The 24,617-nt window shown below is 67.4% G+C and carries 28 protein-coding genes; 16 read left to right on the top strand and 12 right to left on the bottom strand.

The window, feature by feature from the left end; translation table 11 throughout:
* Window positions 1–36: 36 nt before the first annotated feature.
* Window positions 37–264: a hypothetical protein gene (locus V7S63_RS27995; RefSeq protein WP_336532734.1), complete on the top strand. Its 228-nt coding sequence runs from the start codon at window positions 37–39 to the stop codon at window positions 262–264.
* A 4-nt stretch (window positions 265–268) separates the two neighbouring features.
* On the opposite strand, the gene ccmB is transcribed toward V7S63_RS27995, so the two are convergent.
* Entirely contained in the window at window positions 269–934 is a 666-nt protein-coding gene (gene ccmB / locus V7S63_RS27990) for a heme exporter protein CcmB (RefSeq protein ID WP_336532733.1), read from the bottom strand.
* Window positions 931–1,551, bottom strand: a complete 621-nt coding sequence (gene ccmA / locus V7S63_RS27985; protein WP_244544073.1) for a heme ABC exporter ATP-binding protein CcmA — start codon at window positions 1,549–1,551, stop codon at window positions 931–933. Before ccmA ends, ccmB begins: the two co-directional genes overlap by 4 nt.
* A 236-nt stretch (window positions 1,552–1,787) precedes the next feature.
* On the opposite strand from ccmA, the gene acnA reads away from it, so the two are divergent.
* From acnA to V7S63_RS27930, 11 genes are all read left to right on the top strand, one after another.
* A complete protein-coding gene (gene acnA, locus V7S63_RS27980; protein ID WP_336532732.1) occupies window positions 1,788–4,499 on the top strand; it encodes an aconitate hydratase AcnA in 2,712 nt (903 codons plus the stop codon).
* Window positions 4,500–4,691: 192 nt separating this feature from the next.
* Window positions 4,692–4,973 carry an acyl carrier protein gene (locus V7S63_RS27975; protein WP_066473700.1) on the top strand — a complete coding sequence of 94 codons (282 nt, stop codon included), beginning with the start codon at window positions 4,692–4,694 and terminating at the stop codon, window positions 4,971–4,973.
* Window positions 4,974–5,080: 107 nt separating this feature from the next.
* Window positions 5,081–5,542 (top strand): 3-hydroxyacyl-ACP dehydratase FabZ family protein, encoded by a 462-nt coding sequence (locus V7S63_RS27970; RefSeq protein WP_336532731.1) that lies wholly within the window; start codon window positions 5,081–5,083, stop codon window positions 5,540–5,542.
* A 1-nt stretch (window position 5,543) separates the two neighbouring features.
* Window positions 5,544–6,674: a beta-ketoacyl-ACP synthase gene (locus V7S63_RS27965; protein WP_336532730.1), complete on the top strand. Its 1,131-nt coding sequence runs from the start codon at window positions 5,544–5,546 to the stop codon at window positions 6,672–6,674.
* An 11-nt stretch (window positions 6,675–6,685) separates the two neighbouring features.
* The gene (locus V7S63_RS27960; protein WP_336532729.1) at window positions 6,686–7,969 is read left to right on the top strand and encodes a beta-ketoacyl-ACP synthase; all 1,284 of its coding nucleotides are present in this window, start codon (window positions 6,686–6,688) and stop codon (window positions 7,967–7,969) included.
* Window positions 7,966–8,712 carry an SDR family NAD(P)-dependent oxidoreductase gene (locus tag V7S63_RS27955; protein WP_336532728.1) on the top strand — a complete coding sequence of 249 codons (747 nt, stop codon included), beginning with the start codon at window positions 7,966–7,968 and terminating at the stop codon, window positions 8,710–8,712. Before V7S63_RS27960 ends, V7S63_RS27955 begins: the two co-directional genes overlap by 4 nt.
* A 98-nt stretch (window positions 8,713–8,810) precedes the next feature.
* Complete coding sequence (locus V7S63_RS27950; protein ID WP_091843096.1) at window positions 8,811–9,062, top strand: CopG family ribbon-helix-helix protein; 252 nt, start codon at window positions 8,811–8,813, stop codon at window positions 9,060–9,062.
* Window positions 9,059–9,343, top strand: coding sequence for a type II toxin-antitoxin system RelE/ParE family toxin (locus V7S63_RS27945; RefSeq protein ID WP_336532727.1), 285 nt, complete (start codon window positions 9,059–9,061; stop codon window positions 9,341–9,343). The genes V7S63_RS27950 and V7S63_RS27945 overlap by 4 nt, the downstream gene beginning before the upstream one ends.
* A 13-nt stretch (window positions 9,344–9,356) precedes the next feature.
* Window positions 9,357–10,379, top strand: coding sequence for a zinc-binding dehydrogenase (locus tag V7S63_RS27940; protein ID WP_336532726.1), 1,023 nt, complete (start codon window positions 9,357–9,359; stop codon window positions 10,377–10,379).
* A gap of 60 nt (window positions 10,380–10,439) precedes the next feature.
* Window positions 10,440–11,468, top strand: coding sequence for a lipid A biosynthesis lauroyl acyltransferase (locus V7S63_RS27935; protein WP_442896532.1), 1,029 nt, complete (start codon window positions 10,440–10,442; stop codon window positions 11,466–11,468).
* A 65-nt stretch (window positions 11,469–11,533) separates the two neighbouring features.
* Window positions 11,534–12,289 (top strand): DUF1223 domain-containing protein, encoded by a 756-nt coding sequence (locus V7S63_RS27930; RefSeq protein WP_336532725.1) that lies wholly within the window; start codon window positions 11,534–11,536, stop codon window positions 12,287–12,289.
* A gap of 19 nt (window positions 12,290–12,308) precedes the next feature.
* Here V7S63_RS27930 and V7S63_RS27925 read toward each other — a convergent pair whose 3' ends face one another.
* The 3 genes from V7S63_RS27925 to V7S63_RS27915 form a co-directional block, all read right to left on the bottom strand.
* Window positions 12,309–12,917, bottom strand: a complete 609-nt coding sequence (locus V7S63_RS27925) for a TPM domain-containing protein (RefSeq protein ID WP_336532724.1) — start codon at window positions 12,915–12,917, stop codon at window positions 12,309–12,311.
* A 1-nt stretch (window position 12,918) separates the two neighbouring features.
* Window positions 12,919–13,728, bottom strand: coding sequence for a TPM domain-containing protein (locus V7S63_RS27920; RefSeq protein WP_336532723.1), 810 nt, complete (start codon window positions 13,726–13,728; stop codon window positions 12,919–12,921).
* Window positions 13,729–13,844: 116 nt separating this feature from the next.
* Window positions 13,845–14,411, bottom strand: coding sequence for a LemA family protein (locus tag V7S63_RS27915; RefSeq protein ID WP_244544077.1), 567 nt, complete (start codon window positions 14,409–14,411; stop codon window positions 13,845–13,847).
* 182 nt (window positions 14,412–14,593) lie between these two features.
* Here V7S63_RS27915 and ggt point away from each other — a divergent pair, with 182 nt between their 5' ends.
* Window positions 14,594–16,354, top strand: a complete 1,761-nt coding sequence (gene ggt, locus V7S63_RS27910) for a gamma-glutamyltransferase (protein WP_336532722.1) — start codon at window positions 14,594–14,596, stop codon at window positions 16,352–16,354.
* A gap of 9 nt (window positions 16,355–16,363) precedes the next feature.
* Here ggt and V7S63_RS27905 read toward each other — a convergent pair whose 3' ends face one another.
* From V7S63_RS27905 to V7S63_RS27890, 4 genes are all read right to left on the bottom strand, one after another.
* Window positions 16,364–16,717: a hypothetical protein gene (locus tag V7S63_RS27905; protein ID WP_336532721.1), complete on the bottom strand. Its 354-nt coding sequence runs from the start codon at window positions 16,715–16,717 to the stop codon at window positions 16,364–16,366.
* A 60-nt stretch (window positions 16,718–16,777) separates the two neighbouring features.
* A complete protein-coding gene (locus V7S63_RS27900; RefSeq protein ID WP_336532720.1) occupies window positions 16,778–17,266 on the bottom strand; it encodes a hypothetical protein in 489 nt (162 codons plus the stop codon).
* Window position 17,267: 1 nt separating this feature from the next.
* Complete coding sequence (gene rlmN, locus V7S63_RS27895; RefSeq protein WP_091843072.1) at window positions 17,268–18,497, bottom strand: dual-specificity RNA methyltransferase RlmN; 1,230 nt, start codon at window positions 18,495–18,497, stop codon at window positions 17,268–17,270.
* A gap of 80 nt (window positions 18,498–18,577) precedes the next feature.
* Window positions 18,578–19,120: a hypothetical protein gene (locus tag V7S63_RS27890; protein WP_336532719.1), complete on the bottom strand. Its 543-nt coding sequence runs from the start codon at window positions 19,118–19,120 to the stop codon at window positions 18,578–18,580.
* Window positions 19,121–19,427: 307 nt separating this feature from the next.
* Here V7S63_RS27890 and V7S63_RS27885 point away from each other — a divergent pair, with 307 nt between their 5' ends.
* Window positions 19,428–20,399, top strand: a complete 972-nt coding sequence (locus V7S63_RS27885; protein WP_336532718.1) for an NADPH:quinone oxidoreductase family protein — start codon at window positions 19,428–19,430, stop codon at window positions 20,397–20,399.
* A gap of 136 nt (window positions 20,400–20,535) precedes the next feature.
* Here the strand turns inward: V7S63_RS27885 and V7S63_RS27880 are convergent, their stop codons facing one another.
* Complete coding sequence (locus tag V7S63_RS27880) at window positions 20,536–20,916, bottom strand: YkvA family protein (protein WP_091843062.1); 381 nt, start codon at window positions 20,914–20,916, stop codon at window positions 20,536–20,538.
* Window positions 20,917–21,088: 172 nt separating this feature from the next.
* On the opposite strand from V7S63_RS27880, the gene V7S63_RS27875 reads away from it, so the two are divergent.
* Window positions 21,089–21,874: an SDR family NAD(P)-dependent oxidoreductase gene (locus tag V7S63_RS27875; protein WP_336532717.1), complete on the top strand. Its 786-nt coding sequence runs from the start codon at window positions 21,089–21,091 to the stop codon at window positions 21,872–21,874.
* Between the two features lie 67 nt (window positions 21,875–21,941).
* Here V7S63_RS27875 and V7S63_RS27870 read toward each other — a convergent pair whose 3' ends face one another.
* A complete protein-coding gene (locus V7S63_RS27870; RefSeq protein ID WP_091843055.1) occupies window positions 21,942–22,565 on the bottom strand; it encodes a septation protein A in 624 nt (207 codons plus the stop codon).
* Window positions 22,562–23,827: a signal recognition particle-docking protein FtsY gene (gene ftsY / locus V7S63_RS27865; RefSeq protein ID WP_442896534.1), complete on the bottom strand. Its 1,266-nt coding sequence runs from the start codon at window positions 23,825–23,827 to the stop codon at window positions 22,562–22,564. The genes V7S63_RS27870 and ftsY overlap by 4 nt, the downstream gene beginning before the upstream one ends.
* Here ftsY and V7S63_RS27860 point away from each other — a divergent pair.
* Entirely contained in the window at window positions 23,806–24,549 is a 744-nt protein-coding gene (locus tag V7S63_RS27860; RefSeq protein ID WP_336532715.1) for an RluA family pseudouridine synthase, read from the top strand. The genes ftsY and V7S63_RS27860 overlap by 22 nt on opposite strands.
* Window positions 24,550–24,617: the final 68 nt, after the last annotated feature.

Raw genomic sequence — 24,617 nt, 5'->3', positions numbered from 1 at the left:
GCTTGGGCGTAATATCGGGTCGTAGGAGGGATTGCCATGCTCATCACGCTATCCGATCCCATGCGACGCGACATCGAGACGGCCGTGCGCCTGGAGGCAGGTCAATCGCGGGTCGTCGACGTCTTCGGCTTGGCCGAGGAGATTCAGCTCCGCTTCGTCGACGACAATGTTGCGCTCGAAGACATCGCGGCCGCAGTCGCCCGGTTGGCAACCCAATCTGGCTGCGCCCTGGAACTCGACCGGGGTGAATTGTCCGAGGTCTGACGCCTCAATCCGGCTGGCGCAACGCTGCGGCCGCCGCGACACAGCCAACCACGGCCGCCATCAGCGATAACGCAGCCAGGATCAGCAACGGGCTCTGCAGCGGTATCGGGCCGCGTGCCGCGTCCGAAGCCGAAACACCGAAGATCAGCACGGGCACGCACAGCGGCGCGACCAGGATCGGCAGGATCAGGCCGCCGCGACGCAGGCTTGCAGTCAGCGCCGCAGCAGCCGCACCGATGAAGCTCAGCGCCGGCGTCCCCAGTGCAAGGCTCGCGGTCAGCGGCAGGACGCTCTCAACCGGCAGGGCGACGAGCAGCCCGAGCAGCGGCGCGGCCAAGGTCAGCGGCAGGCCAGTCGTCAGCCAATGCGCCAGTGCCTTGGCGAGGACGGCGAGCTCCAGCGGCAGCGGCGCGCCGCGGATCAAATCGAGCGAGCCGTCCTCCTCATCAGCCTGGAACAGGCGGTCGAGCCCGATCAAGGTCGCCAGCAACGCCCCGAGCCAGAGGATAGCCGGGCCGATCCGCGACAAGAGGTTGAGGTCGGGCCCGAGCGCGAACGGAATCAGCACCACGACGGTCAGGAAGAAGACGAGCGCGAGCTCGCCGCCGCCGCCGGCCCGGACAGCCAAAGCAAGATCGCGCCTGAGGATGGCAAGGAAGGCGCCGGTCACGGGCCGATCCTGAGTTCGCGCGCGCCGTCGAGGCCGAGCGGGCCGTGGGTCGCCGCCAGGATCGCGCCGCCCGCCGCCAGATGTGCCTGCATGAGCTGCGACAGCATCGCCTGCGAGCCGATATCCAGTGCCGCCATCGGCTCGTCCAGCAGCCAGATCGGCCGCGACGCCACCAGGAGGCGTGCCAGCGCGACGCGCCGGCGCTGGCCGGCCGAGAGATAGCCGACCGGCAGCGACCCGGCATGCGGCAGGCCGACCGTAGCGAGCGCCTCGGCCGGGTCGAGGCCCGGCTGGCCAAGCAGATCCTGCGCGAAACGCAAATTCTCGGCCGCGGTCAGCGCGGTCTTGAGCCCGTCGCGGTGGCCGACCAGATGAACTGCCTCGGCCGGCGGCAGGTCGCCCTGCCCCTCGAGCTTGATCACCCCGGCTTCGGGCCGCAGGCGCCCGCACACCATGGCGATCAGGCTCGATTTGCCGGCGCCGTTGCGGCCGGTGAGCGCGATCGCCGTGCCATTTTCCAGGTGGAAGCTGACGTCGCCGAAGACCGCGCGCCCGCCGCGGCGGCAAGCGAGCCCTTCGGCTGTCAGGGCGAATCTCTGGAAAGGAATCTGCGTCACGCCGAGCCTGTCTTCCGAAGCGTCATGAGCTCTTCATCTGACGCATATCGAGCCTGTAGCGAGCTTCTTGGAATTGATCTATAGAACCCGTGGCTACGCCGCACGCCGATCCGGCGCGGGGCTCGGGCACTCCCGGGGCGGCGTGCGCGTCATGCGCAACAGGCCTTCGACCGGATTCATCCGCAAGGAGGGATTCGGCTCGTGACCGCAACCCCTTGATCAGGATGTAAGCCAAAATGGCCTCGCTCGATTCATTCAAGTGCCGCAAGACGCTGACCGTCGGCACGAAGAAATATGTCTATTACTCCCTCAAGGCTGCCGAGAAGAACGGCCTCGCCGGCATTTCCAAGCTGCCCTTCTCGATGAAGGTGCTGCTCGAGAACCTGCTGCGCTTCGAGGACGGCCGCTCGGTCACCAAGGCCGACATCGAGGCCTTCGTCGGCTGGCTCGACGACAAGGGCAAGGCCGGCAAGGAGATCGGTTTCCGCCCCGCCCGCGTGCTGATGCAGGACTTCACCGGCGTGCCGGCGGTGGTCGACCTCGCCGCGATGCGTGACGGCGTCGTCGCGCTCGGCGGCGATCCCAAGAAGATCAACCCGCTGGTGCCGGTCGATCTCGTCATCGACCACTCCGTCATCGTCGACGAGTTCGGCTCGCCCAAGGCCTTCAAGCAGAACGTCGATCTCGAATACCAGCGCAATGGCGAGCGCTACCGCTTCCTGAAATGGGGCCAGGGCGCCTTCGACAATTTCCGCGTCGTCCCGCCCGGCACCGGCATCTGCCACCAGGTCAACCTGGAATACCTCGCCCAGACCGTCTGGACGGCGAAGGAGAAGGTGAAGAAGGGCAAGAAGACCGAAACGGTGGAGGTCGCCTATCCCGACACCGTGGTCGGCACCGACTCGCACACCACCATGGTCAACGGCCTCGCCGTGCTCGGCTGGGGCGTCGGCGGCATCGAGGCCGAGGCCGCCATGCTCGGCCAGCCGCAGTCGATGCTGCTGCCCGAGGTGATCGGCTTCAAGCTCACCGGCAAGCTCAAGGAAGGCATCACCGCGACCGACCTCGTGCTGACGGTCACGCAGATGCTGCGCAAGAAGGGCGTCGTCGGGAAGTTCGTCGAGTTCTTCGGCCCCGGCCTCTACAATCTGACGCTGGCCGACCGCGCAACGATCGCCAATATGGGCCCCGAATACGGCGCCACCTGCGGCTTCTTCCCGGTCGACGCCGAGACGCTGAACTATCTGGAGACCACCAGCCGCAAGGCCGCCCGTGTCGCCCTGGTCGAGAAGTACTCGAAGGCCCAGGGGTTGTTCGCGACGCGCTCGACGCCCGACCCGGTCTTCACCGACACGCTCGAGCTCGACCTGAATACCGTCCAGGCCTCGATGGCTGGCCCGAAGCGTCCGGAAGGCCGCGCCGATCTCGGCGCGATCAAGAGCGGCTTCGCCGCAGCGATGGATACGGACTACAAGAAGGGTGGCGAGCTCTCCCGCCGCGTCAAGGTCGAGGGTGAGAAGTTCGATCTCGGCCATGGCGACGTCGTCATCGCCGCCATCACCTCCTGCACCAACACCTCGAACCCGTCGGTGCTGATGGCTGCCGGCCTGCTCGCCCGCAACGCGGTGGCCAAGGGCCTCAAGGTCAAGCCCTGGGTCAAGACCTCGCTGGCCCCCGGCTCGCAGGTCGTGGCCGAGTATCTCGCCAAGGCCGGCCTGCAGAAGGACCTCGACAAGCTCGGCTTCAACCTGGTCGGCTTCGGCTGCACCACCTGCATCGGCAATTCCGGCCCGCTGCCGGCCCCGATCTCGAAGGCGATCAACGATCAGGGCCTGATCGCCGGCGCCGTGATCTCGGGCAACCGCAACTTCGAGGGCCGCGTCTCTCCGGACGTCCAGGCGAACTACCTGGCATCGCCGCCGCTGGTCGTCGCCTATGCGCTGGCAGGGTCCGTGCAGATCGACCTGACCACCGAGCCGCTCGGCATGGGCAAGGACGGCAAGCCGGTCTATCTCAAGGACATCTGGCCTTCCAACAAGGAGATCCAGGCCTTCATCGCCAAGAACGTCACCAAGGCGATCTTCAAGGCGAAGTATGCCGACGTCTTCAAGGGCGACGCCAACTGGCAGAAGGTCAAGGCGCCGACTGGCCAGACCTATGCCTGGGACGACAAGTCGACCTATGTCCAGAACCCGCCCTATTTCCGCGGCATGGGCAAGCAACCGGCTCCGGTCACCGAAATCGTCGGCGCCCGCATCCTCGGCCTGTTCGGCGACAAGATCACCACCGACCACATCTCGCCGGCCGGTTCGATCAAGGCCGCCTCGCCGGCCGGTGCCTATCTCACCGAGCATGGCGTCGCCGTCGCGGACTTCAACCAGTACGGCACGCGCCGCGGCAATCATGAGGTGATGATGCGCGGCACCTTCGCCAATATCCGCATCCGCAATCACATGATGGGCCCGAACGGCCGCGAAGGCGGCTACACCATCCACTATCCCAGCAAGGAAGAGCTGCCGATCTACGACGCGGCGATGCGCTACCAGGCCGAGAAGGTGCCGCTGGTGATCTTCGCCGGCGTCGAATACGGCAACGGCTCGTCGCGTGACTGGGCCGCCAAGGGCACCAACCTGCTCGGCGTCAAGGCCGTGATCGCCCAGAGCTTCGAGCGCATTCACCGCTCCAACCTGGTCGGCATGGGCGTGGTGCCGTTCACCCTGCAGGAGGGCACGAGCTGGGCCTCGCTCGGCCTCAAGGGCGACGAAACCGTGACGATCAAGGGTCTCGCCACCGTCAAGCCGCGCCAGACGCTCGAAGCCGAGATCACCTATGCCGATGGCAAGGTGAAGAAGGTTCCGATCCTCTGCCGCATCGATACGCTGGACGAGCTCGACTACTTCAAGAACGCCGGCATCCTGCACTACGTGCTGCGCGGCATCGCCGCCTAAGGCTCGGCGAGGACAATACTGGACGCCCGGCCAAAAGCCGGGCGTCTCTCTTTTGGTCGTGACGGTTGTCCTATCCTGCACGCAGGTGTAAGGGGGCGGTCACAGTCATCCTCGGCGGGGGGCTTGGGGCAGGCGCGGGGCGAACGCGCCCGGACGCCGTCCGCCATCATCATCCAAGACGGGAGCACCCGCATGTCCGCCACGTTCGAGACGGTCGCCGGCATCATTTCGGAAACTTGCGACATTCCCCGCGAGAAGATCACGCCCCAGAGCCACGCGATCGACGATCTCGGCATCGACTCCCTCGCCTTCCTCGACATCGCCTTTGCGATCGACAAGGCCTTCGGCATCAAGCTGCCGCTGGAGCAGTGGACCCAGGAAGTCAACGAGGGCAAAGCGCCGGCCGAGCAGTATTTCGTGCTCGAGAACCTGTGCAAGCGCATCGACGACCTCGTCGCCGCCAAGGCTGCCTGAGTAAATTGGCCGCCTGAGCGCATCTCGGCCCGTCGGGGCCGACGCTGGACGTTGAGACGCCGCAAGCGGGGCACGACCCCGATCGCGGCGAGACGGGTTGGAACCGCATGCGCCTCGAATATTTCGACATGATCGACAAGGTCGAGAGCTTCGATCCGGCGGCCAAGCGGATCCTGACCCGCTCGACCGTTCCGGCGACAAGCCCGGTCTTCGAAGGCCATTTTCCCGGCCACCCGCTCGTTCCCGGCGTCCTGCTGACCGAAACCATGGCGCAAGCCTCCGGTTATCTTCTGCTCGGGCTCAACGGCCTGACGCAGATGCCGTTCCTGATGATGGTCGACAAGGCGCGCTTCCGCACGTTCGTCGAACCGAATGCGGTGCTCGAGGTCAGCGCCGAACTCGTCCACGAGGGCTCCGGTTACGCAGCGACCAAGGCGAAGATCGCCATCGCCGGCAAGCCGATCTGCGATGCCGAGCTGCGCTTTCGCCTGATGCCTTTCCCCGCCGATATGCGCACGCTGATGCAGAGCCGCATCGCCGCCATCGGCCTCTCCCCGGAGGCAGCCTGACATGGCCCGCGACGTCGTCATCACCGGCATCGGCCTTGCCTCCAGCCTCGGCGAGGGCGTCGAGGCGCACGCGCTGGCGCTCGCGTCCGATACGGCCCCCGTCGTCGATACCCAGAGCTTCGCGCCCTACCCGCTGCATCCGCTGAAGCCACTCGAGCTCGACAAGCAGATCCCGAAGAAGTCCGACCAGCGCCAGATGGAGCCCTGGCAGCGGCTCGGCGTGTATGCCGCCGGCCTCGCCCTCGACGATGCCGGGCTAAAGGACGACACCGAGGCCAAGAGCCAGCTCCAGGTCATCGTCGCCGCCGGCGGCGGCGAGCGCGACCACGCGGTCGATGCCGCCATCCTGGCCGGCCTGCGCAACGCCAACCAGCCCGGCGCCTTCCTCAACGAGCGGCTGATGGGTGATCTCAGGCCGACGCTGTTCCTGGCTCAGCTATCCAACCTGCTCGCCGGCAATATCGGCATCGTCCACGGCATCACCGGCGCCTCGCGCACGCTGATGGGCGAGGAGCAGGCCGGCGTCGACGCGATCCGCACCGCTCAGGCCCGGATCGCGGCCGGCCAGGCAGACATCATCCTCGTCGGCGGCGCCTACAATGCCGAGCGCCGCGACATGCTGCTGCTGTTCGAGCTCGGCGGCTTCCTGCGCTCTGCCGATTTCGCACCGGTCTTCGCTCGCAGCGAGGCGCCCGGCATGATCACCGGGAGCGCCGGCGCCTTCCTCGTGCTCGAAGCGGCCGAGCGCGCCGCGGCGCGCAGCGCCAGGGCGCATGCGCGCCTCAGCCATGCCGGCGCTCATCGCAGCCGCCGCCAGCCCGGCTCGGTCGCCAAGGCACTCGACGAACTTCTCTCCGGCTTCGGCCCGATCGCCGCCGACGCGCTGGCGATATCGGCTGCGACCGGCTGCGCCGAAATCACCGACGAAGAAGCCGCCGCCATTGCCAAGGCCGCGCCAGGCGCGCGCCGCATCGCCACCGGCGACCTCGTCGGCCATTCCGTCGAAGCCGCCTTCCCGGTCTCGGTCGCGCTCGCCGCAGCCGCGCTCTCGACCGGCGCGGCAAACGAGGCCATCGTCACCGGCGCCGCCCATTGGCGCGGCGAGGGCGCTGCCCGTCTGGTCAAGGCGTGAGGAGAGGCGTCATGGGTGCAAACCATCGCGACAGCCAGGGCCGGCCGATCGTCGCCGTCACCGGCCTCGGTATCGTCACCTCCCTCGGCCAGGGCAAGGACGCCAACTGGGAGGCCCTGACCGCGGGCCGCTCCGGCATCCACCGCATCGAGCGCTTCCCGACCGAGGGCTTGCGCACCACCATCGCCGCAACCGTCGACTTCCTGTTCGACGGTTCTTTTGCGGCCCCGGAGCTCTCAGAGAAGCTCGCCACGCTCGCCGCTGAGGAAGCGGTCGCGCAGAGTGGTCTCGGCGAAGCCGGCGATTTCCCGGGTGAGCTCTTCATGGCGGTGCCGCCGGTCGAGATGGAATGGCCGCAAAAGCAGGAACTGGCGCAGGCGGTGGATGGCGATACCGACTACGATGCGCTGCTGCGCGTCGCCGCCCGCCACAAGCACAAGGCGATGCACGAGCTCTTCCTGTTCGGCGGCGTCGCCGAGCACATCGCGGAGAAGTTCGGCACCAAGGGCTCGCCGATCTCGCTCTCGACCGCCTGCTCCTCGGGCGCGACAGCGATCCAGATGGGCGTCGAGGCGATCCGTAGAGGCGAGACAGAGGCCGCGCTCTGCATCGGCACCGACGGCTCGGTCCATGCCGAGGCGTTGATCCGATTCTCGCTGCTCTCGGCCCTCTCGACCCAGAACGATCCGCCGGAGGCCTCCGCCAAGCCGTTCTCGAAGAACCGCGACGGCTTCGTCATGGGCGAGGGCGCCGGTGCGCTGGTGCTGGAGGACTACGACCACGCCCTGGCGCGGGGCGCCACCATTCTCGGCATCGTCGCCGGCTGCGGCGAGCGCGGCGACGGCTTCCACCGCACCCGCTCGAGCCCGGACGGCAAGCCGGCGATTCTCGCCATGCAGGACGCCCTGGCCGACGCCGGACTCACCCCCGACGACGTCGACTACATCAACGCGCACGGCACCTCGACGCCGGAGAACGACAAGATGGAGGCGATGAGCTGCTCGGCCGTCTTCGGCGAGCGCATGGCGAGGCTCCCGATCTCCTCGAACAAGTCGATGCTCGGCCATACGCTGACGGCAGCCGGCGCGGTCGAGGCGGTGATCTCGCTATTGACCATCGCCAATGGCCGGATACCGCCGACGATCAATTACAACACGCCCGATCCGGCGATTGCGCTCGACGTCATCCCGAATGAGGCCCGCGACGCCAAGGTCCGCACCGTGCTGTCGAACTCCTTCGGCTTCGGCGGCCAGAACACCTGCCTCGTCCTGACGGCGGGGCCGAACGCAGCATGACCAGGGTTCTCGTCACCGGCGGCGCCAAGGGCGTCGGCGCCGCGATCGTGCGGGCTCTCGTGGCCGATGGCCACGATGTCGATTTCACCTACCGTTCTTCGGGCGATCAGGCGCAGGCCCTCGCTGCGGAGATCGCCGAAGCCGTGCCTGGTCGCTCGGTGCGCGCTTTGCCGCTCGATCTCTCCGACAAGGCCGCGCTCGACGCCTTCTGCGAGCAATGCGAAGGCGAGACCTGGTTCGGCCTCGTCCACAATGCCGGCCAGCCCTATGACACGCTCGCCGCCATGCTGGTGCAGGACAAGGCCGAAGCGGCGATGCAGGTCAACTTCTGGGCCTTCACCCGCCTCGCCAAGAGCCTGATGCGCGGGATGATCCGCGCCAAGGAAGGCCGCATCGTCGCGATCGGCTCGGTCGCGGCGCTGCGCGGCAATCCCGGCAATGCCGCCTATGCGGCATCCAAGGGCGCGCTGATCTCCTATGCCAAGACGCTCGCGGTCGAGACCGGCAAGCGCGGCGTCACCGTCAATGTGATCGCGCCGGGCTTCGTCGATACCGACATGATGGCGCCCTATGCCGCCTATCGCGACAAGATGGAAAGCCAGATCCCGGCCGGCCGCTTTGCCAGACCGCAGGAGGTCGCCGGCCTCGCCGCCTTCCTGCTGAGCCCGCCGGCCGCCTACATCACCGGCACGGTCCTGCCGATCGATGGCGGCCTGACCGCCCATCTCGGTGTGCACCGTTAAAGGGCTCTCCAGCGCTTCACGTGAAACATGGTAAACGCGCGACGCTTGGCGCTGCGCTGTAAACCGCCTATGTTCATTGTGAACCGGAGTGAACCAGCATGACGGCAGCCTTCACCATCCGCCTCGACGACGAGACCCTTGCCAAGCTCGATGCGTTGGCGGCCGACACCGACCGCTCGCGCAACTGGCTCGTGGCGAAAGCGATCCAGGACTATGTCGAGCTGAATGCTTGGCAGATCCAGCGGATCAAGGAAGGCATCGCCGAAGCCGACCGAGGCGAATTCGCGACTGACGAAGAACTCGACGCAATCGAAGCCAAGCTGCAAGCCATGATCAACGCCGGTCGATGAAAGTCATCTGGACGGCCCGCGCCCGGGTCGAGCTTGATGACATCGCGGACTATGTCGCGCCGATCAGCGCCTCAGCCGCTTTGGCTCTCGTGCGCCGCCTCAGGCAGGCGGGAAAGCAGCTCGGCGAGCACCCCCATATGGGAAGGCCGGGTCGTGTCGACGGGAGCCGTGAGCTCGTCGTGAACGGAACGCCCTATATTCTACCCTATCGCGTTCGCGACGGACGCGTCGAAATCCTCGCGGTCCTGCACGCCTCCCGGCTATGGCCGGACCAGCTTTGAAAGAACAAGACCGATGCTCTCGCTCCAGCTCCATGGCGACCGCGATCTCCGCCTCGAACAGATCGAGCCGCCGCCCCCGCCCGCTCCCGGCGAGGTCCAGATCCGTATACGTGCCGTCGGCCTGAACTATCTCGACCTCTGGGGCTTCCGCGGCATGGCCTTCGCCAAGCGCAAGATGCCGCAGGCGGCCGGCGTCGAGGCGGCCGGCGAGGTCGTCGCGGTCGGCGAGGGCGTCTCGCGCTTCCGCGAGGGCGATACGGTGACGATGTACGGCGCCGAGACCTGCGGCCACTGCAAGGCTTGCCGCGAAGGCCGCGACAATCTCTGCGAGAACGTCGCCGGGATCATGGGCTTCCACATCGACGGCTTCGCCCGCGAATTGATCAACCGCCCAGAGCGGCTGGTGATCAAGGCGCCGAAGGGGGTCTCCTTCGAGGAGGCCGCCTGCGCCCCGATCGGCTTCGGCACGGTCCAGCACATGCTGTTCGACAATGCCAGGCTCGAGCCTGGCGAGTCCGTCCTCGTCCATGCCGGCGGGTCCGGCATCGGCACCGCGGCGATCCTGATGGCCAAGGCGATCGGCTGCACCGTCTACACCACCGTCGGCGACGACGAGAAAGGTGAGAAGGCCAAGGCGCTCGGCGCCGATTTCGTCGTCAACTACAAGACCGAACGCTTCGAGGGCGAGGTCCGGCGCCTGACCAAGCGCAAGGGCGTCGACGTCGTCTTCGAGCATGTCGGCGCCGACACCTGGAACGGCTCGCTGCTCTGCCTGAAGCGCGGCGGCCGGCTCGTCACCTGCGGCGCGACCTCCGGCGCCTCGACGACGATGAACCTGATGCAGCTCTTCCAGCAGCAATACCGCATCACCGGCTCCTTCGGCTGCCGGATCGAGAACATCGCGCAGTCACTGGAGAAGATGGCCGGCGGGATGAAGCCGGTGATCGATTCGGTCTTCCCGCTCGCCGAGTTCGAGCAGGGCCTCGCCCGGATCGAAGGCCGCAAGGTCTTCGGCAAGGTCATCGTCACGCTCTGAGCGCCCCTTTGAGCCGGCGCGACTTGACGCGCCGGCCACAATCCCGCAAGTCGCGCCGCAATGGCGAGGTCCGGCCCGGACGCTGCGCCGACGGACCGGGCTGGGATTTTGAGGAAGCTGAAGCAATTCGCGACGCGCATCGGCGCTGCGCTGATGATCGGGCTTATCCGCACGATCTACGCCTTCCTGCGCGCGCTTGGACCGGAGCGCGCCTCAGATCTCGGTGGCTGGCTCATGCGCAGCATCAGCCCGCTGATCCCGGTCAACCGCGTCGCCTATGCCAATGTCCGCGCAGCCTTCCCGGGTATCGCCGATGCCGAGGCACGGCGTATCGTCCGCGGCGGCTGGGAGAATCTCGGCCGCACCGTCGCCGAATATGCCCATCTCAAGACGCTGTTCGATTACGACTACCACAATCCCGATCCGAACGGCCGGATCGAGGTCGTCGGAATCGAGCATTTCATCGCGCTGAAGGACGACGACAGGCCAGGCCTGATCTTCTCGACGCATCTTGCCAACTGGGAACTGCCGGCGATCTGCGCGGCAACCTACGATCTCGACACCACCGCCGTCTTCCGCGCGCCGAACGATCCGGCGATCGCCGCCGTCGTTCACGAGATCCGCTCCAGCGCGATGGGCGGGCTCGCCGCCGCCAAGCAGGGCGCCGCCTTCGCCATGCAGGGCGTGCTCGAGAATGGCGGCCATCTCGGCATGCTGATCGACCAGCATTTCACCCGCGGCGTGGTGGTGCCTTTCCTTGGCCGGCCGGCGCTGACCAACCCGATCCTCGGCAAGTTCGCTCGCCGCTTCGAATGCCCGGTCCATGGTGTGCGCGTCATCCGCCTGCCGAACCGGCGCTTCCGCATCGAGTTGACGCCGCCGCTGGACCTGCCGCGCGATGCCAACGGCGAGATCGACGTCACCGGCGCCATGGCGATGATGACCGCCGTGGTCGATGGCTGGGTCCGGGAACATCCCGAACAGTGGCTGTGGATGCACCGGCGCTGGCGCCCGAACCTGATCAGCGCCGAGGCTCTGGCACGTTTTCGCGATCAGGCGCCACAGAAGCCTGTTTTCAAGGCAACGTGATTTCCAATTGAGTGGAGAGTAGCGCTTTTGGTAACCGCCTGCTTCTATACAGGCGTCGAGTTCGAATGATGGTCCGCCACACCAGCAACATCGCTGCTGCCGCTGCTCTCCTGCTGCTCGCAGGTGCCCCGGCGCATGCCCAGCAGCCGGCGGTGCGCCCGCAGGCGGTGGTCGAGCTTTTCACCAGTCAGGGCTGCTCGTCCTGCCCCGCGGCGGACGCGCTCTTCACCGAGCTCGCCAAGGACCCCAAGCTGATCACCCTGACCCTGCCGGTGACCTATTGGGACTATCTCGGCTGGAAGGACACGCTCGGCCAGGAGGTTTTCAGCAAGCGCCAGAAGCTCTACGCCAAGGCGCGCGGCGACGGCCAGATCTATACCCCACAAGCCGTGGTCAACGGCGCTGCCCATATCGTCGGCTCCGACAAAGGCGGCATCGACAAGCTCGTCCAGGAGCAGGGCAAGAGCGGCTTTACGGTCAAGGTCGACCTGTCCGAGGCGGATGGCGCGCTGCGTGTCGCTCTGGGCCAGGCGCCTTTTGCAAGCGAGAAGCCGGCCGTCGTCTGGCTGCTGCAGGTCAGCCGAACCGCTACCGTGCCGATCGAGCGCGGCGAGAATACCGGCAAGACCGTGACTTATGCCAATGTCGTGCGCGGTATCAGCAGGATCGGCGAATGGAACGGTCAGGCTGCGACCCTGAGCGTGCCGCTGGAGACCGTCCGCTCCGCCGCAAAGGCCGATTCTTACGTCGTGCTGGTCCAGGCCGATCTCTACGCCCGCCAGAGCGCCATCCTCGGCGCCGCGCGCGGTCCGGCCAAGTAAGCAGCCGAAGTAGGCGGTCCTACAGAATCACCACCTTGTTCGGCAACTCGTCGACATCGTCGGCGGCCGGTGGCGCATGGGCGGCGAGTACGGCGCCGACATCGCGCACCGCCGCGATCAGACCTTCACGCAAAGTATCCTGCGCCGCAGCCGCCAGCAGCGGCTCGACGATCTTCTGCCAAGCCTCGCCATCGACCTTGGCCGAGATTCCGGCATCGGCGACCACCTCGGCATAGCGCTCCTGCACGGCGATATAGAGCAGCACACCGGTGCGCGCCTGCGTCAATGTCAGCCCCCGAGCCGTGAACTCGCGCAGCGCCGTCTCATGCGCCTGCCGGCGCTTGACGAAACCGGGGACGAAGCGCCCGCCGCGGCCATACCACAGCAGCGTCGCGAGCAGCAGCGCTGCGGCGATCAACTGGGCCAGGAAGATGCTGGCGGCGCTCAGATTCGTGATCAGCAGGAACGGCCAGGGCACGAACAGGGCAAGCGCCAGCGCCAGCACCAGTGGCACCGCGACATAGCTGCCGGCGGCGCGGTCGACGACGACGACGATCTCGCCGGAGGTCTGCCGTTCGGCCTCGCGCACGGCCTCGGCGATGGCGTCGCGATCATCGGAATTCAGCATCTCACCAGTCCCCCGAAGCCCCGCCACCGCCGGACGAGCCGCCCCCGCCCGAGAAACCGCCCGAGCTCGAGCCGCCTCCCCAACCCGAGCTCCAGCCGCCCGAGGAGGAGCCGCCGCTCCAGCCCGAGCCGCCGGAGGGCGGCAGGACGATCCAGCGTCCGTCCCGCGTCCGGTGCCGGCGTGCCCCGCCCGAGGAACGGCCGAGCTCGCGCATGAAGCTGACAATCAGGATGAACACGATGATCATGACAAAAATCACCGCGGCGGTCTCGGTCCAGGAGGATTCGTCGCTGCGGATCTGGGCGCGCCGCTGCCATTCCTCGGCATCGCCCGCCAGGATCGAGAGGATCGCGTCGACGCCGCCCTCGATGCCCCCCGCGAAATCGCCGTTCTTGAATTTGGGCGCGACCGCGGTGGTGATGATCACCTTTGAGAGCGCGTCGGTCAGCGCCCCTTCCAGCCCGTAGCCGACCTCGATGCGCACCTTCCGCTCGTTCGGCGCAACGATGAGCAGGACGCCGTTGTTCTTCGCCTTGTCGCCGAGCTTCCAGGCCCGGAACAGGCCGTTGGCGAACTCCTCTACGGGGTAGCCTTGCAGCGAGGGCACCGTCGCGACCACGACTTGGTCGCTGGTCTTCTCCTCATGCGCGCGGAGCTTCTGCTCGATCCGGCTGAAGGCCTCGGCATCCAAAAGGCTCGAGTTGTCGACGATACGGCCGGTCAGCGCCGGATAGTTCGGCTCGGCGGCGATGGCGATGAGGGGGGAAAGGAGGCAGAAGAGCAGGACAGCGAGCCGGATGAAGGCCGTCATGCTCGGGCTTGACCCGAGCATCTCCTGATCGAGATTCTCGGATCTACGCTTCGCTCCGTCCGAGAATGACGGCATGTCGATGGCTGCAGAGACCCGGACCACGCAGGATCACACGCTCAGAACTTCACCGCCGGCGGCCGTTCGGCTCCTGCCGTCGCCGAGAAGCTCTCCATCGGCTTGGCCCCCCAGAACAGGCGAGCCCAGATCACCCCCGGGAAGGTCCGGATCTCCGTATTGAAGGCCTGCACCGCCTGGATGTAGTCGCGCCGGGCGACCGCGACGCGGTTCTCGGTGCCTTCGAGCTGCGACTGCAAGGCCAGGAAGTTCTGGTTCGACTTCAGTTCGGGATAGCGCTCGACCGTCACCATCAGGCGCCCGAGCGCACCGCTGAGCTGGTTCTGCGCGTCCTGGTATTCCTTGAACTTGGCGGGGTCGGTGATCGTGGAGGCATCGACCTTGACCTGCGTCGCCTTGGCGCGCGCCTCGATCACCTGGGTCAGGACCTCCCGCTCCTGCTGGGCATAGCCCTTCACCGTCTCGACCAGGTTCGGGATCAGGTCGGCGCGGCGCTGATACTGGTTCTGCACCTCGCCCCAGGACGCCTTGGCCTTCTCCTCCAGCGTCGGCACGTTGTTGTAGCCGCAGCCCGCCAGAACCAGGCCGAACAGCCCGATCAGCAGCATGACGAGGGGACGGCGAATTGCCGGAGACTGCGTGAGCACCATGACGAACCCCTTCGGCGTAGGCGAACAAATCAGGAGGCCGACCATAGCCGCGCCGCCCGGCAGAGCAAACCAGCGCCGCAAGCATGGCGCGCAAGCCGGCAAGCGCGCTAGTCTGCGCGGCAATCGAAGAGGACAGGACCATGCTGCATACATCGTCCGCATTCGGTAGCCGCTCGCTCATCGCTCTCGGCCTTTGGCTCGCCGCTGCAACCGCAGCCCCGGCCCAGACCATGGCGCCCGCGCCCGAAGCTGCGACCGGCCGCACCGCCAAGACACTCGGCACGGCGCAGCGCTACATGGCCGCTGCCGCCAATCCGCTCGCCGCCGCGGCCGGTCGCGAGATGCTGCGGGCCGGCGGCAGTGCCACCGACGCGGCGATCGCGATCCAGCTCGTGCTCAACCTGGTCGAGCCGCAGAGTTCCGGCATCGGCGGCGGCGCCTTCTTCGTCTATTGGGACGAGGCCGGCCGGCAGATGACCACGCTCGACGGCCGCGAGACCGCGCCGAAGGCGGCCAAGCCCGAGCGCTTCCTCGGCGCCGACGGCAAGCCGATGAAGTTCGTCGATGCCGTGGTCGGCGGCCGCTCGGTCGGCGTGCCCGGTACGGTCCGGCTGCTCGAGGAGGCGCATAAGCGCTGGGGCAAATTGCCCTGGGCCGAGGTTTTCGCCCCGGCGATCAGACTGGCCGAGGAGGGCTTTGCCATCTCGCCGCGTCTCAACGGGCTCCTCGCCCAGGAAACGAATCTCGGCAAGGATGCCCGGGCCGCCGCCTATTTCTACGAGGCCGACGGCAAGCCCAAGCCGGTCGGCGCGATCCTGAAGAACCCGGCCTTCGCGACGACGCTGCGCGCCATCGCCGGACGCGGTGCCGACGCCTTCTATGAGGGTGCGATTGCAGAGGACATCGTCGCGACGGTGACCGGCCATGCAACCAATCCCGGCGACATCACGCTGGACGACCTTGCCGCCTACAAGGTCGAGGAGCGCGCCCCGGTCTGCGGCCGCTATCGCGCCTATACGCTCTGCGGCATGGGCCCGCCGAGCTCGGGCGCGGTCGCCGTGCAGCAGATCTTGGGCATGCTCGAGACCAAGGACATTGCTCGTGCCGGAGCGGGCGCCGAAGCCGCCCACTGGTTCGCCGAAGCCGGGAAGCTCGCCTTCGCCGACCGGGCGCTCTATCTCGGCGACCCCGCCTTCGTCAGCGTGCCCATCTCCGGTCTGATCGACGAGGAGTATATCCGTGAGCGCGCAAAACTGATCAGCCCGGACAAGGCGATGGCCAAGGCCAGCGCCGGCACCCCGCCGAACAAGCGCGCTTTCCTGTTCGCGCCCTCGGATGGCGTCGAGAACGGCACCAGCCATATCTCGGTGATCGACGCTGCCGGCAATGCCGTCTCGATGACGACGACCATCGAGGACGGCTTCGGCTCGCGCCTGATGACGAAGGGCGGCTTCCTGCTCAACAACGAGCTGACCGATTTCTCGTTTGCGCCGACCGAGGACGGCAAGCCGGTCGCCAACCGGGTCGAGCCCGGCAAGCGCCCGCGCTCCTCGATGGCGCCGACCATCGTCTTCGATGCCTTTGGCCGGCTCTATGCCGTCACCGGCTCGCCCGGCGGCAGCCAGATCATCGGCTATGTCGCCAAGACGCTGGTCGCCCTGCTCGACTGGAAGATGGACCCGCAGCGCGCCGTCGATCTCGCCAATTTCGGCAACCGCAACGGGCCGACCGAGCTCGAGAAGGGGAGCGAAGCGGAAAACTGGAAAGCCGCGCTGGAAGCCAGGGGCCACGACGTCAGGCTGATCGAGATGACCTCCGGCATCCAGGCCATCGTCAAGACGCCGGAGGGCTATCTCGGCGGCGCCGACGGACGGCGTGAGGGCGTGGCGATCGGCGATTGAGAACCAGTCTTAGGAACAGCGCGACAGACGCCGCGAAGGTTTGCCGCGTTCCGACCAGACCAACACATCGCCGTCGCGCGCGAGGTTGATACGGCGCTTCTCGGTCATGCCTTCGCCGTGGCAGGTCGCCGCGATGTCCCAGCGGCCATTACCACCACCGACGCGGTCGAAGCTGCAGTCGAACTCATAGCCGTCGACGCGGCGCGCGGTGAAGCGCATGGCGATTTCGTCGGTCGTACCGAGCTTGTTGCGACACCAGGCGGCTTCATGCGCCCAGCGACCGGCATAAGCGGGCTGCTGGGCAGCCGCAGTGTGAATAAGGCCGAGCGACGACAGGCTGATGAGCATGGCATAGCGAAGCATGGCATCCCCCATCATGATGATGATGCGGGATTTGGCGAGATCAGACGGGTTTTGTCGAGATCAGGCCTGACGCTGCGGCTCGCGCTTCTCCCCGCCCGCCCCGCGCCCGGCGATCAGCCAGTAGACGAAGCCGGTGGCGGCGCCGACCAGGAAGAGCGCCGCCACGACCTGCATCTCGCCGGCGCGCGGCGCCCTGGCCATGCCGAGCATGGCGAGCGGCAGCAGGGCGGCCAGCAGGCCGGTGAGCCCGCTCTGGATCAGGCCGCTGCGGAAGCGGAACAGCTCGGACGCGATCGCGACCAGCACCACCGGCAGGACCAGGATGGCGAAGCCGAGCCGGCCGAGCAGGGAAAACGCCGCCTCCGCCGTCGGGCCGGGATCGAAGCCGCGCTCGGCCTGGTCGAACAGCGCCGAGATCAGCCGGTCGAAGCCGCCGCCGATCAGCAGGCCGAGATCCGGCGAGGCGACGCCGGCGATCAGCAGGGCGACCAGGCCCGAACCGATCGCGAAGAGCAGCGCGAACGGGATCAGCAGCAGCCAGCGCAGCATGTCAGTGGGTCGCCACGGCCGTCGCGGTGTCGACCTCGCCCTGCTCCAGCATCAGCCGGGCGCGAGCCGAGAGCTTCTCGGTCTCGCTCTTGAGCTGGCCGCAGGCGGCGAGGATGTCGCGCCCGCGCGGGGTGCGGACCGGCGAGGCATAGCCGGCCTTGAACACGATCTCGGAGAAGCGCTCGATCCGCTCCCAGTCCGAGCACTCGTAGCGCGTGCCGGGCCAGGGGTTGAACGGGATCAGGTTGATCTTGGCCGGGATGCCCTTGAGCAGGCGCACCAGCTCGCGCGCCTCGGCATCGCTGTCGTTGACGCCCTTGAGCATGACGTATTCGAAGGTGATGCGTTTGGCGTTCGACAGGCCGGGATAGTTGCGGCAGGCCTCGAGCAGGTCCTTGATCGGGTACTTCTTGTTGAGCGGCACCAGCTCGTTGCGCAGGTCGTCGCGCACCGCATGCAGAGAGATCGCCAGCATCGTGCCCATCTCGTCGCCGAGCGGACCGATCTGCGGCACCACGCCCGAGGTCGAGACGGTGATGCGCCGGCGGCCGAGGGACAGGCCCTGGTCGTCGGTGATCACGCCGATCGCATCGCGCACGCCGTCGAAATTGTAGAGCGGCTCGCCCATGCCCATGAAGACGATGTTCGAGACGAAGCGCCCGCCATCATTGGGAACGAAAGCGCCGTCGGGCGCGCTGCGATTGGGGAAATCGCCGAGCCGGTCGCGCGCCACCATCAGCTGCGTGACGATCTCCTCGGTGGTGAGGTTGCGCACGAGCCGCTGCGTGCCGGTATGGCAGAAGGTGCAGGTCAGCGTGCAGCCGACCTGGCTGGAGACGCAGAGCGTGCCGCGGTCGACCTCGGGGATGTAGACGCACTCGATCTCGGCGCCGCGATCGCGCGGACCGGTCGGCGCCATGCGCAGCAGCCATTTGCGGGTGCCGTCGCTGGAGATCTGCTCGGCGGTGACCTCCGGCAGGTCGAGCGAGAAGCGCTCGGCGAGCTGCGCGCGCAGGCCCTTGCCGATCGTCGTCATCTCCGCGAAGTCGCGGACGCCGTAATGGTAGATCCAGTTCCAGAGCTGGCCGACGCGCATGCGCCGCTCCTTCTCGGGAACGCCGATCTCGGCCAGGGCCGCATCCAGGCCGGCGCGCGTGCGCCCAGCCAAAGAAGGCCGCCGCATAACAGGTTCGGCCGCCGGAAGGGCGGCTTCAGCAACAGAGAGATTCATCGGAACTCGGCTCGCAGCGGGCGTGTCCCGCCCGGAATTGGCCGCCTCATAGCACGAGCGCGGCCGATCGCGAAATGATCCTACTTGCAGGCGTCCTCGGCCCGCTTGACAATCTGCGAGATGCCGGCGAGCGAATACTTGTCGCTGGTCGGGTTGCCGCGCTTCGAGGTGCCCTTGATCTCGAGCCCCGAGCCCTTGCGCAGCGCATCGAGCATGCGGCCTTCCTCTGCCGGGTTCTTCAGCCAGACATTCTGGCCCTTGGCGACCAGCGCGAAGCGCTCGCTGCCGATGATCGCCTGATGCTCGACGTCTTCCTTGAGGTCGAAATTCATCACGAGGCTGATCTCGTTGCGCACGCCTTCGCCGGGGCGGCTGGAGATGAACAGCAGGCCCTCGACATCCTTAAGATTCGCAGGGATGCGGGTTTCGGCCTTGGACAAAGCGTAGCAGATCTTCGAGCGGCCCTGCTGCGAGGAGAAGGCCTGCCATTTGCCGGCGGTTTCGAGCAGCAGCGCCTGGCCCTGCCCTCCGGCCGCAGCCGTCTTGGCCGGCGCCGGCTTGCTCGCGGCGCGCTGGGCCAGCGCCGGGGCGCTTGCAAGAGTCAGAGCCGCCAAGGCGAGCAAGGCAGCGGCCAGAGCCGGGCGGCAGACGGAAGAAGGAGCCGAAATGCGAATCATGGATCGCCAGTAACCAACAAAAACGTTAACGCCGAATGGACAATGCGCGGGATCGGCGATCCGAATTGACGCGACGCGACGGATAGGATGTCACGATCCTGGCGAAAATGCGAACGTCCGCTGCAGGCTCGCCGATCGGACGACGCCTTCTGCTTCAATAGTTTAGAGCAAGCCGCGCCCGGTTCCGTTCGGCTTCGGGCTGTGCCAGCCTTCTGCGGATGCGAGAGAAGCGACCGGACGGGATGGAGGATCGATGAAGGCGCTGCTGTGCGAAGCTCTGGGGCCGGCCGAGACCCTGGTGATCCGCGACCTGCCCGAACCGGAGCCGGGCCCCGGCGAGATCGCGATCCGGGTCAGGGCCGCCGCGCTCAATTTCTTCGACACTCTGGTGATCGAGGGCCGCTATCAGGTGAAGCCGCCGCTGCCCTTCTCGCCCTCGGCCGAGTGCGCCGGCGTGGTCAGCGCCGTCGGCGAAGGGGTCTCCGACTGGCAGGTCGGCGAGCGCGTCGCCGCCTGGCTCGGTTATGGCGCGGCCCGCGAGACCGTCGTGGTTCCAACTCAGGCTGCGATCCGGATTCCCGACAAGCTGAGCGATCACCAGGCTGCCGGCCTCTTCGTCACCTATGGCACGGCGCTGCACGGCCTGATCCAGCGCGGAGAGATCAGGCCAGGCGAGACACTCGCCATCCTCGGCGCCGCCGGCGGCGCTGGCCTTGCCGCGGTCGAGATCGGCGCCTTGCTCGGCGCGCGCGTGATCGCCTGCGCCTCCTCGCCGGACAAGCTCGCGCTCGCCCGTGAGCATGGCGCGCAGGACGGGCTGGACTATGCCGCAGACGACATTCGGGCTGGCTTGCGGCGCCTTGCTCCCAATGGTCTCGACGCGCTCTACGACACGGTCGGCGGCGAACTGGCGGAGCCGGCCCTGCGCTCGATGGGCTGGGGCGGCCGCTATCTCGTCGTCGGTTTCGCCGGCGGCGAGATCCCGAAGATCCCGCTCAACCTCCTGCTGCTGAAAGGTTGCGACCTGCGCGGCGTCTTCTGGGGCGACTTCGTCCGGCGCGATCCGGCCGGCCACCGCGCCAATATGGAGCGCCTGCTCGCCTGGGCAGCCGCCGGCCAGATCCGCGCCCATGTCCATGCCGCCTATCCGCTCGAGCGGGCGGCGGAAGCGCTGGCGCTGATCGCCGGCCGAAAAGTCCAGGGCAAGGTGGTATTAGTTCCCTGAACTCCTAGGTCGTCCCGGGCGACCGCAGGGAGACCCGGGACCCATTCCGGAACCTTTATTGGAAAGGCTCAGGAATGGATCCCGGATCAGCGCGGCTTCGCCGCTTGTCCGGGATGACCACAGAGTTGGAAGACGCTCACAGATCGGCCAGCATCTCCTTGGCCTTGTCGCGATGTTGCTGCGTGATCGAGCCCGCGACGGCAGCGAGCGCCGCCGCGATCACCGCGGCATCATCGGTGAAGCCGAGCAGGGGCATGACGTCGGGGATCGCATCGAGCGGCAGCACGAAATAGCCGAGTGCCGCGAGCAGCGTCAGCTTGACCCGCCGCGGCGTCGAAGGATCGCGCGTGCAGACCCAGGCCGCGAGCAGATCCTCGGCAAAGGGGATGCGCTTCGCCACCCGCTTCAGCCGGCCGATGAATTCGGACCCGAAGCGCGCCTCGTCACGCAGGCTCTTGCGAATCGACGCCATCTCGTCGGGTGTGAAACGCTGGCCGAAGCCGAAGCTGTCGCTCATTCCTCTCTCCCTTGGCGCACCAGATTTCTAGCCCGCCATCGATGCGAAAATGTGGCCCCGCATGAAGGGCTGCACAAGGGACCGACTCAGAATCGCACGCCGACCCCCCTTGGATGGCGAGCATCGCGCCTCTAAAGCCGATGCAGCAATGTCAAAAGACGCGAGGGACGCCATGAAGCTCGACTCCTCCATCGCCGCCATCGTCACCGGCGGTGCCTCCGGCCTCGGCGAGGGCACGGCCCGCATGCTCGCCAGCCATGGCGTCAAGGTCGCCCTGTTCGATCTCAACGCCGAGCGCGGCGAGGACGTCGCCAGGGAGATCGGCGGCCTGTTCTGCGCCTGCGACGTCACCAGCGAGGAATCGGTCGATGCCGCCCTGCAGAAGGCGCGCGCCGCCCATGGCGTCGCCCGCATCGTCGTCAACTGCGCCGGCATCGCGCCGGGTCGCCGCGTCGTCTCGAAGAAGCGCGACACCGGCGAGCTCGTCGCCCACGACCTCGCCACCTTCGAGAAGGCGGTCGCGATCAATCTGACCGGCACCTTTCGCCTGATCGCCAAATCGGCGGTGGCGCTCGCGGCGCTCGATCCGATCACCGAGGATGGCAGCCGCGGCGTCTTCGTCTGCACGGCGTCCGTCGCCGCCGAAGACGGCCAGATCGGCCAGGCCGCCTATGCCGCCTCCAAGGCCGGCGTCGTCGGCCTGACCCTGCCGGTCGCGCGCGATCTCGCCGGCGTCGGCATCCGCATCGTCACGATCATGCCCGGCCTGTTCGAGACGCCGATGTTCGCCGGCCTTCCCGACGAGGCGCGCGCCTCGCTTGCCGTCTCGGTGCCGCACCCCTCGCGCCTCGGCCGGGCCTCGGAATACGCCGCCCTGGTCAAGAGCATCGTCGAGAACGACATGCTGAACGGCACCGCGATCCGCCTGGACGGCGCAATCCGGCTGGCGCCGAAATAGGACTGCGCCACACCTGTCATTCCGGCTTCCTCGCTCTGCGAGGCCCCGGAATGAAAGCGCGGAAGCTCTACTCCGCCGCCCCCTCGCGCTTGATCTCATGCTTGAGGATCAATGGCGTCTGCGCGAGCGCGAAGATCATGGTCAGCGGCATCACGCCCCAGACCTTGAAGGCGACCCAGAAATCCTGCGTCTGCGTGCGCCAGACCACCTCGTTCAGCGCCGCCAGCACGAAGAAGAACAGGCCCCAGCGCAAAGTGAGCTTGCGCCAGCCCTCCTCGTCGAGCTGAAGCACGCTGTCGAGCACCAGCGCCAGCAGCGAGCGGCCGAAATAGAGACCGCCGAGCAGGATGCAGCCGAACAGCGTGTTCACGATCGTCGGCTTGACCTTGATGAAGAAGGCGTCGTCGAGCGCCAGCGTCAGCCCGCCGAAGACCGTCACCACCACGGCGTTGACGATCGCCATGCGCGGCAGATGGTTCATCACGAGCTTCGACAGCGCCAGCGCGATCAGCGAGGCCGCTATGAAGACGCCGGTGGCGACGAAGATGCGCCGATCCTCGGCGACGCCGAACCAGCGGTCGCCATAGGAATTGACGAAGAAGAAGATCGCCAGCGGCCCGAATTCGAGCGCGAGCTTGACGAGCGGATTGATCGGTTTCGCCGCGTTCGGGCTCGCCGCGGTCTCGCTCATGCCGCTTCTCCCAGTCCTGCAACGGCGCGGGCGAAATCGCGCGCCGAGAATGGTTCGAGGTCGTCGACGCTCTCGCCGACGCCGATGAAATGCACGGGCAGGCCGAACTGCGCCGCCAGCGCGACGAGGATGCCGCCGCGCGCCGTGCCGTCGAGCTTGGTCATCACCAGCCCGGTGACGCCGGCAGTGTGGCGGAACGCCTCGACCTGGCTGACCGCGTTCTGGCCGACCGTGGCGTCGAGCACCAGCAGCGCCGCATGCGGCGTCTGCGGATCCAGCTTGCGGATCACCCGCACAACCTTGGCCAGCTCGTCCATCAGGCCCGTCTTGTTCTGCAGCCGCCCGGCGGTGTCGATCAGCAGTACATCGGTGCCCTCGGCCTTGGCCTTCTGCAGCGCCTCGAAGGCGAGCCCGGCCGCATCGGCGCCCTGCTGACCGGAAACGACCTGCGCGCCCGTCCGCTCCCCCCAGACCTTGAGCTGCTCGATCGCCGCCGCACGGAAGGTGTCGCCCGCCGCCAGCATCACCGACTTGCCCTCGGCCCGGAACTTGGCCGCGAGCTTGCCGATCGTCGTCGTCTTGCCCGAGCCGTTGACCCCGACCATCAGGATCACGAACGGCTTTTTGGTGGCATCGATCGCAAGCGGGGTAGCGACCGGAGTCAGGATCGCCTCGACCTCGCGCGCCAGGATCGCCTTCACCTCCTCGGGCTCGATCTGCTTGTCATAGCGGCCCTCGCCGACCGCCTTGGCGATGCGGGCCGAGGTCGCCAAGCCGAGATCGGCCTGGATCAGGATGTCCTCCAGATCCTCCAGCGTCCCGGCGTCGAGCTTGCGCTTGGTGAAGAGGTCGCTGATCCCGGTCGTCAGCGCCGAGGACGTCCGCGACAGGCCCTCGCGAAGCCGGCGCCACCAGCTGCGCTTGGGCTGGGCCGGTTCGGGCTGAGGCTGCGGCTCCGGCGGCACCACCGGCGGGAGGGAGGGCTCGCTGAGCAGGGTCTCCGGCGCGGCCGGCACCTCCGGCTCTGCTTCCTGCACGATCTCGGCCACAGGCTCGGCCGGCGGCGCGGGCGGGGGAGCAGGCGCCGGTTCCGGCGGCCGCGTCTCCGGCTGGTCCAGCCCGAACAGCTTCGAGAAGAAGCCGCGTTTCTTCGGTTCGGTCTCGCTCATCGCCCGTCCTGCCGCGATGCGCGGCAACGCTTCAGGTTGCATGGCCTCGCGGCCTTGTTTAGCGCAATGCCATGACCACGCCCGAGCGACCAGCCCTTTCGCAGGACGACCTGCCCTTCGCGTTGCTGCATCGCGACGCGATGATGCTCGTCATCGACAAGCCGGCGGGGCTTCCGGTGCATCGCGGCCCGGCGGCGAAAGGCCGCATCATCCCGGTGCTGACCGACCATCTCGACGCCCTGCGCTTTGGCCTGCCACGCCGGCCCGAGGCGGCGCACCGGCTCGACAAGGACACCTCCGGCTGCCTCGTGCTCGGCCGGCACCCGCGCGCCATGGCGCAGCTCAACCAGCTCTTTCGCGATGGCCGCATCGAGAAAGCCTACTGGGCGGTTGTCGAGGGTAACCCCGCCGAGGACGCAGGATTGATCGATCTCCCCCTGGCCAAACGCTCGCCCGAGCGCGGCTGGTGGATGAAACCGGATCCGGAAGGCCTGCCCTCGCAGACACGCTACCACGTGCTTGGCCGCGGCGTGCGCGACGGAACCCGGCTTGCCTGGCTGGCGCTCGAACCCCTGACCGGCCGCACCCACCAATTGCGTGTGCACTGCGCCGCCAGCTTCGGGCCGATCCACGGTGACGAAATCTACGGCACGGCGCCACGCGACATCGGGCCGGGCCTGCACCTGCATGCGCGGAGCGTCGCGATTCCGCTTCATCCCAAGCGCGAGCCGGTACGGGTCTCCGCTCCTCCGCCGCAAAACATGCAGGCCGCGCTCTCGGCCTGTGGCTGGTCCGGGGACGATAAGCTTTCCTAAACCCTAACGCCGCGATGGCTTGCGACAAGACCTCGTCAACCATTCTCTAAGGCGTTCCTGCTATCGCC

Source organism: Allobosea sp. CCNWLY174 (genome assembly GCF_037120455.1).
Lineage (GTDB): Bacteria > Pseudomonadota > Alphaproteobacteria > Rhizobiales > Beijerinckiaceae > Allobosea > Allobosea lupini.
This window is presented reverse-complemented; position numbering and strand designations above follow the sequence as displayed.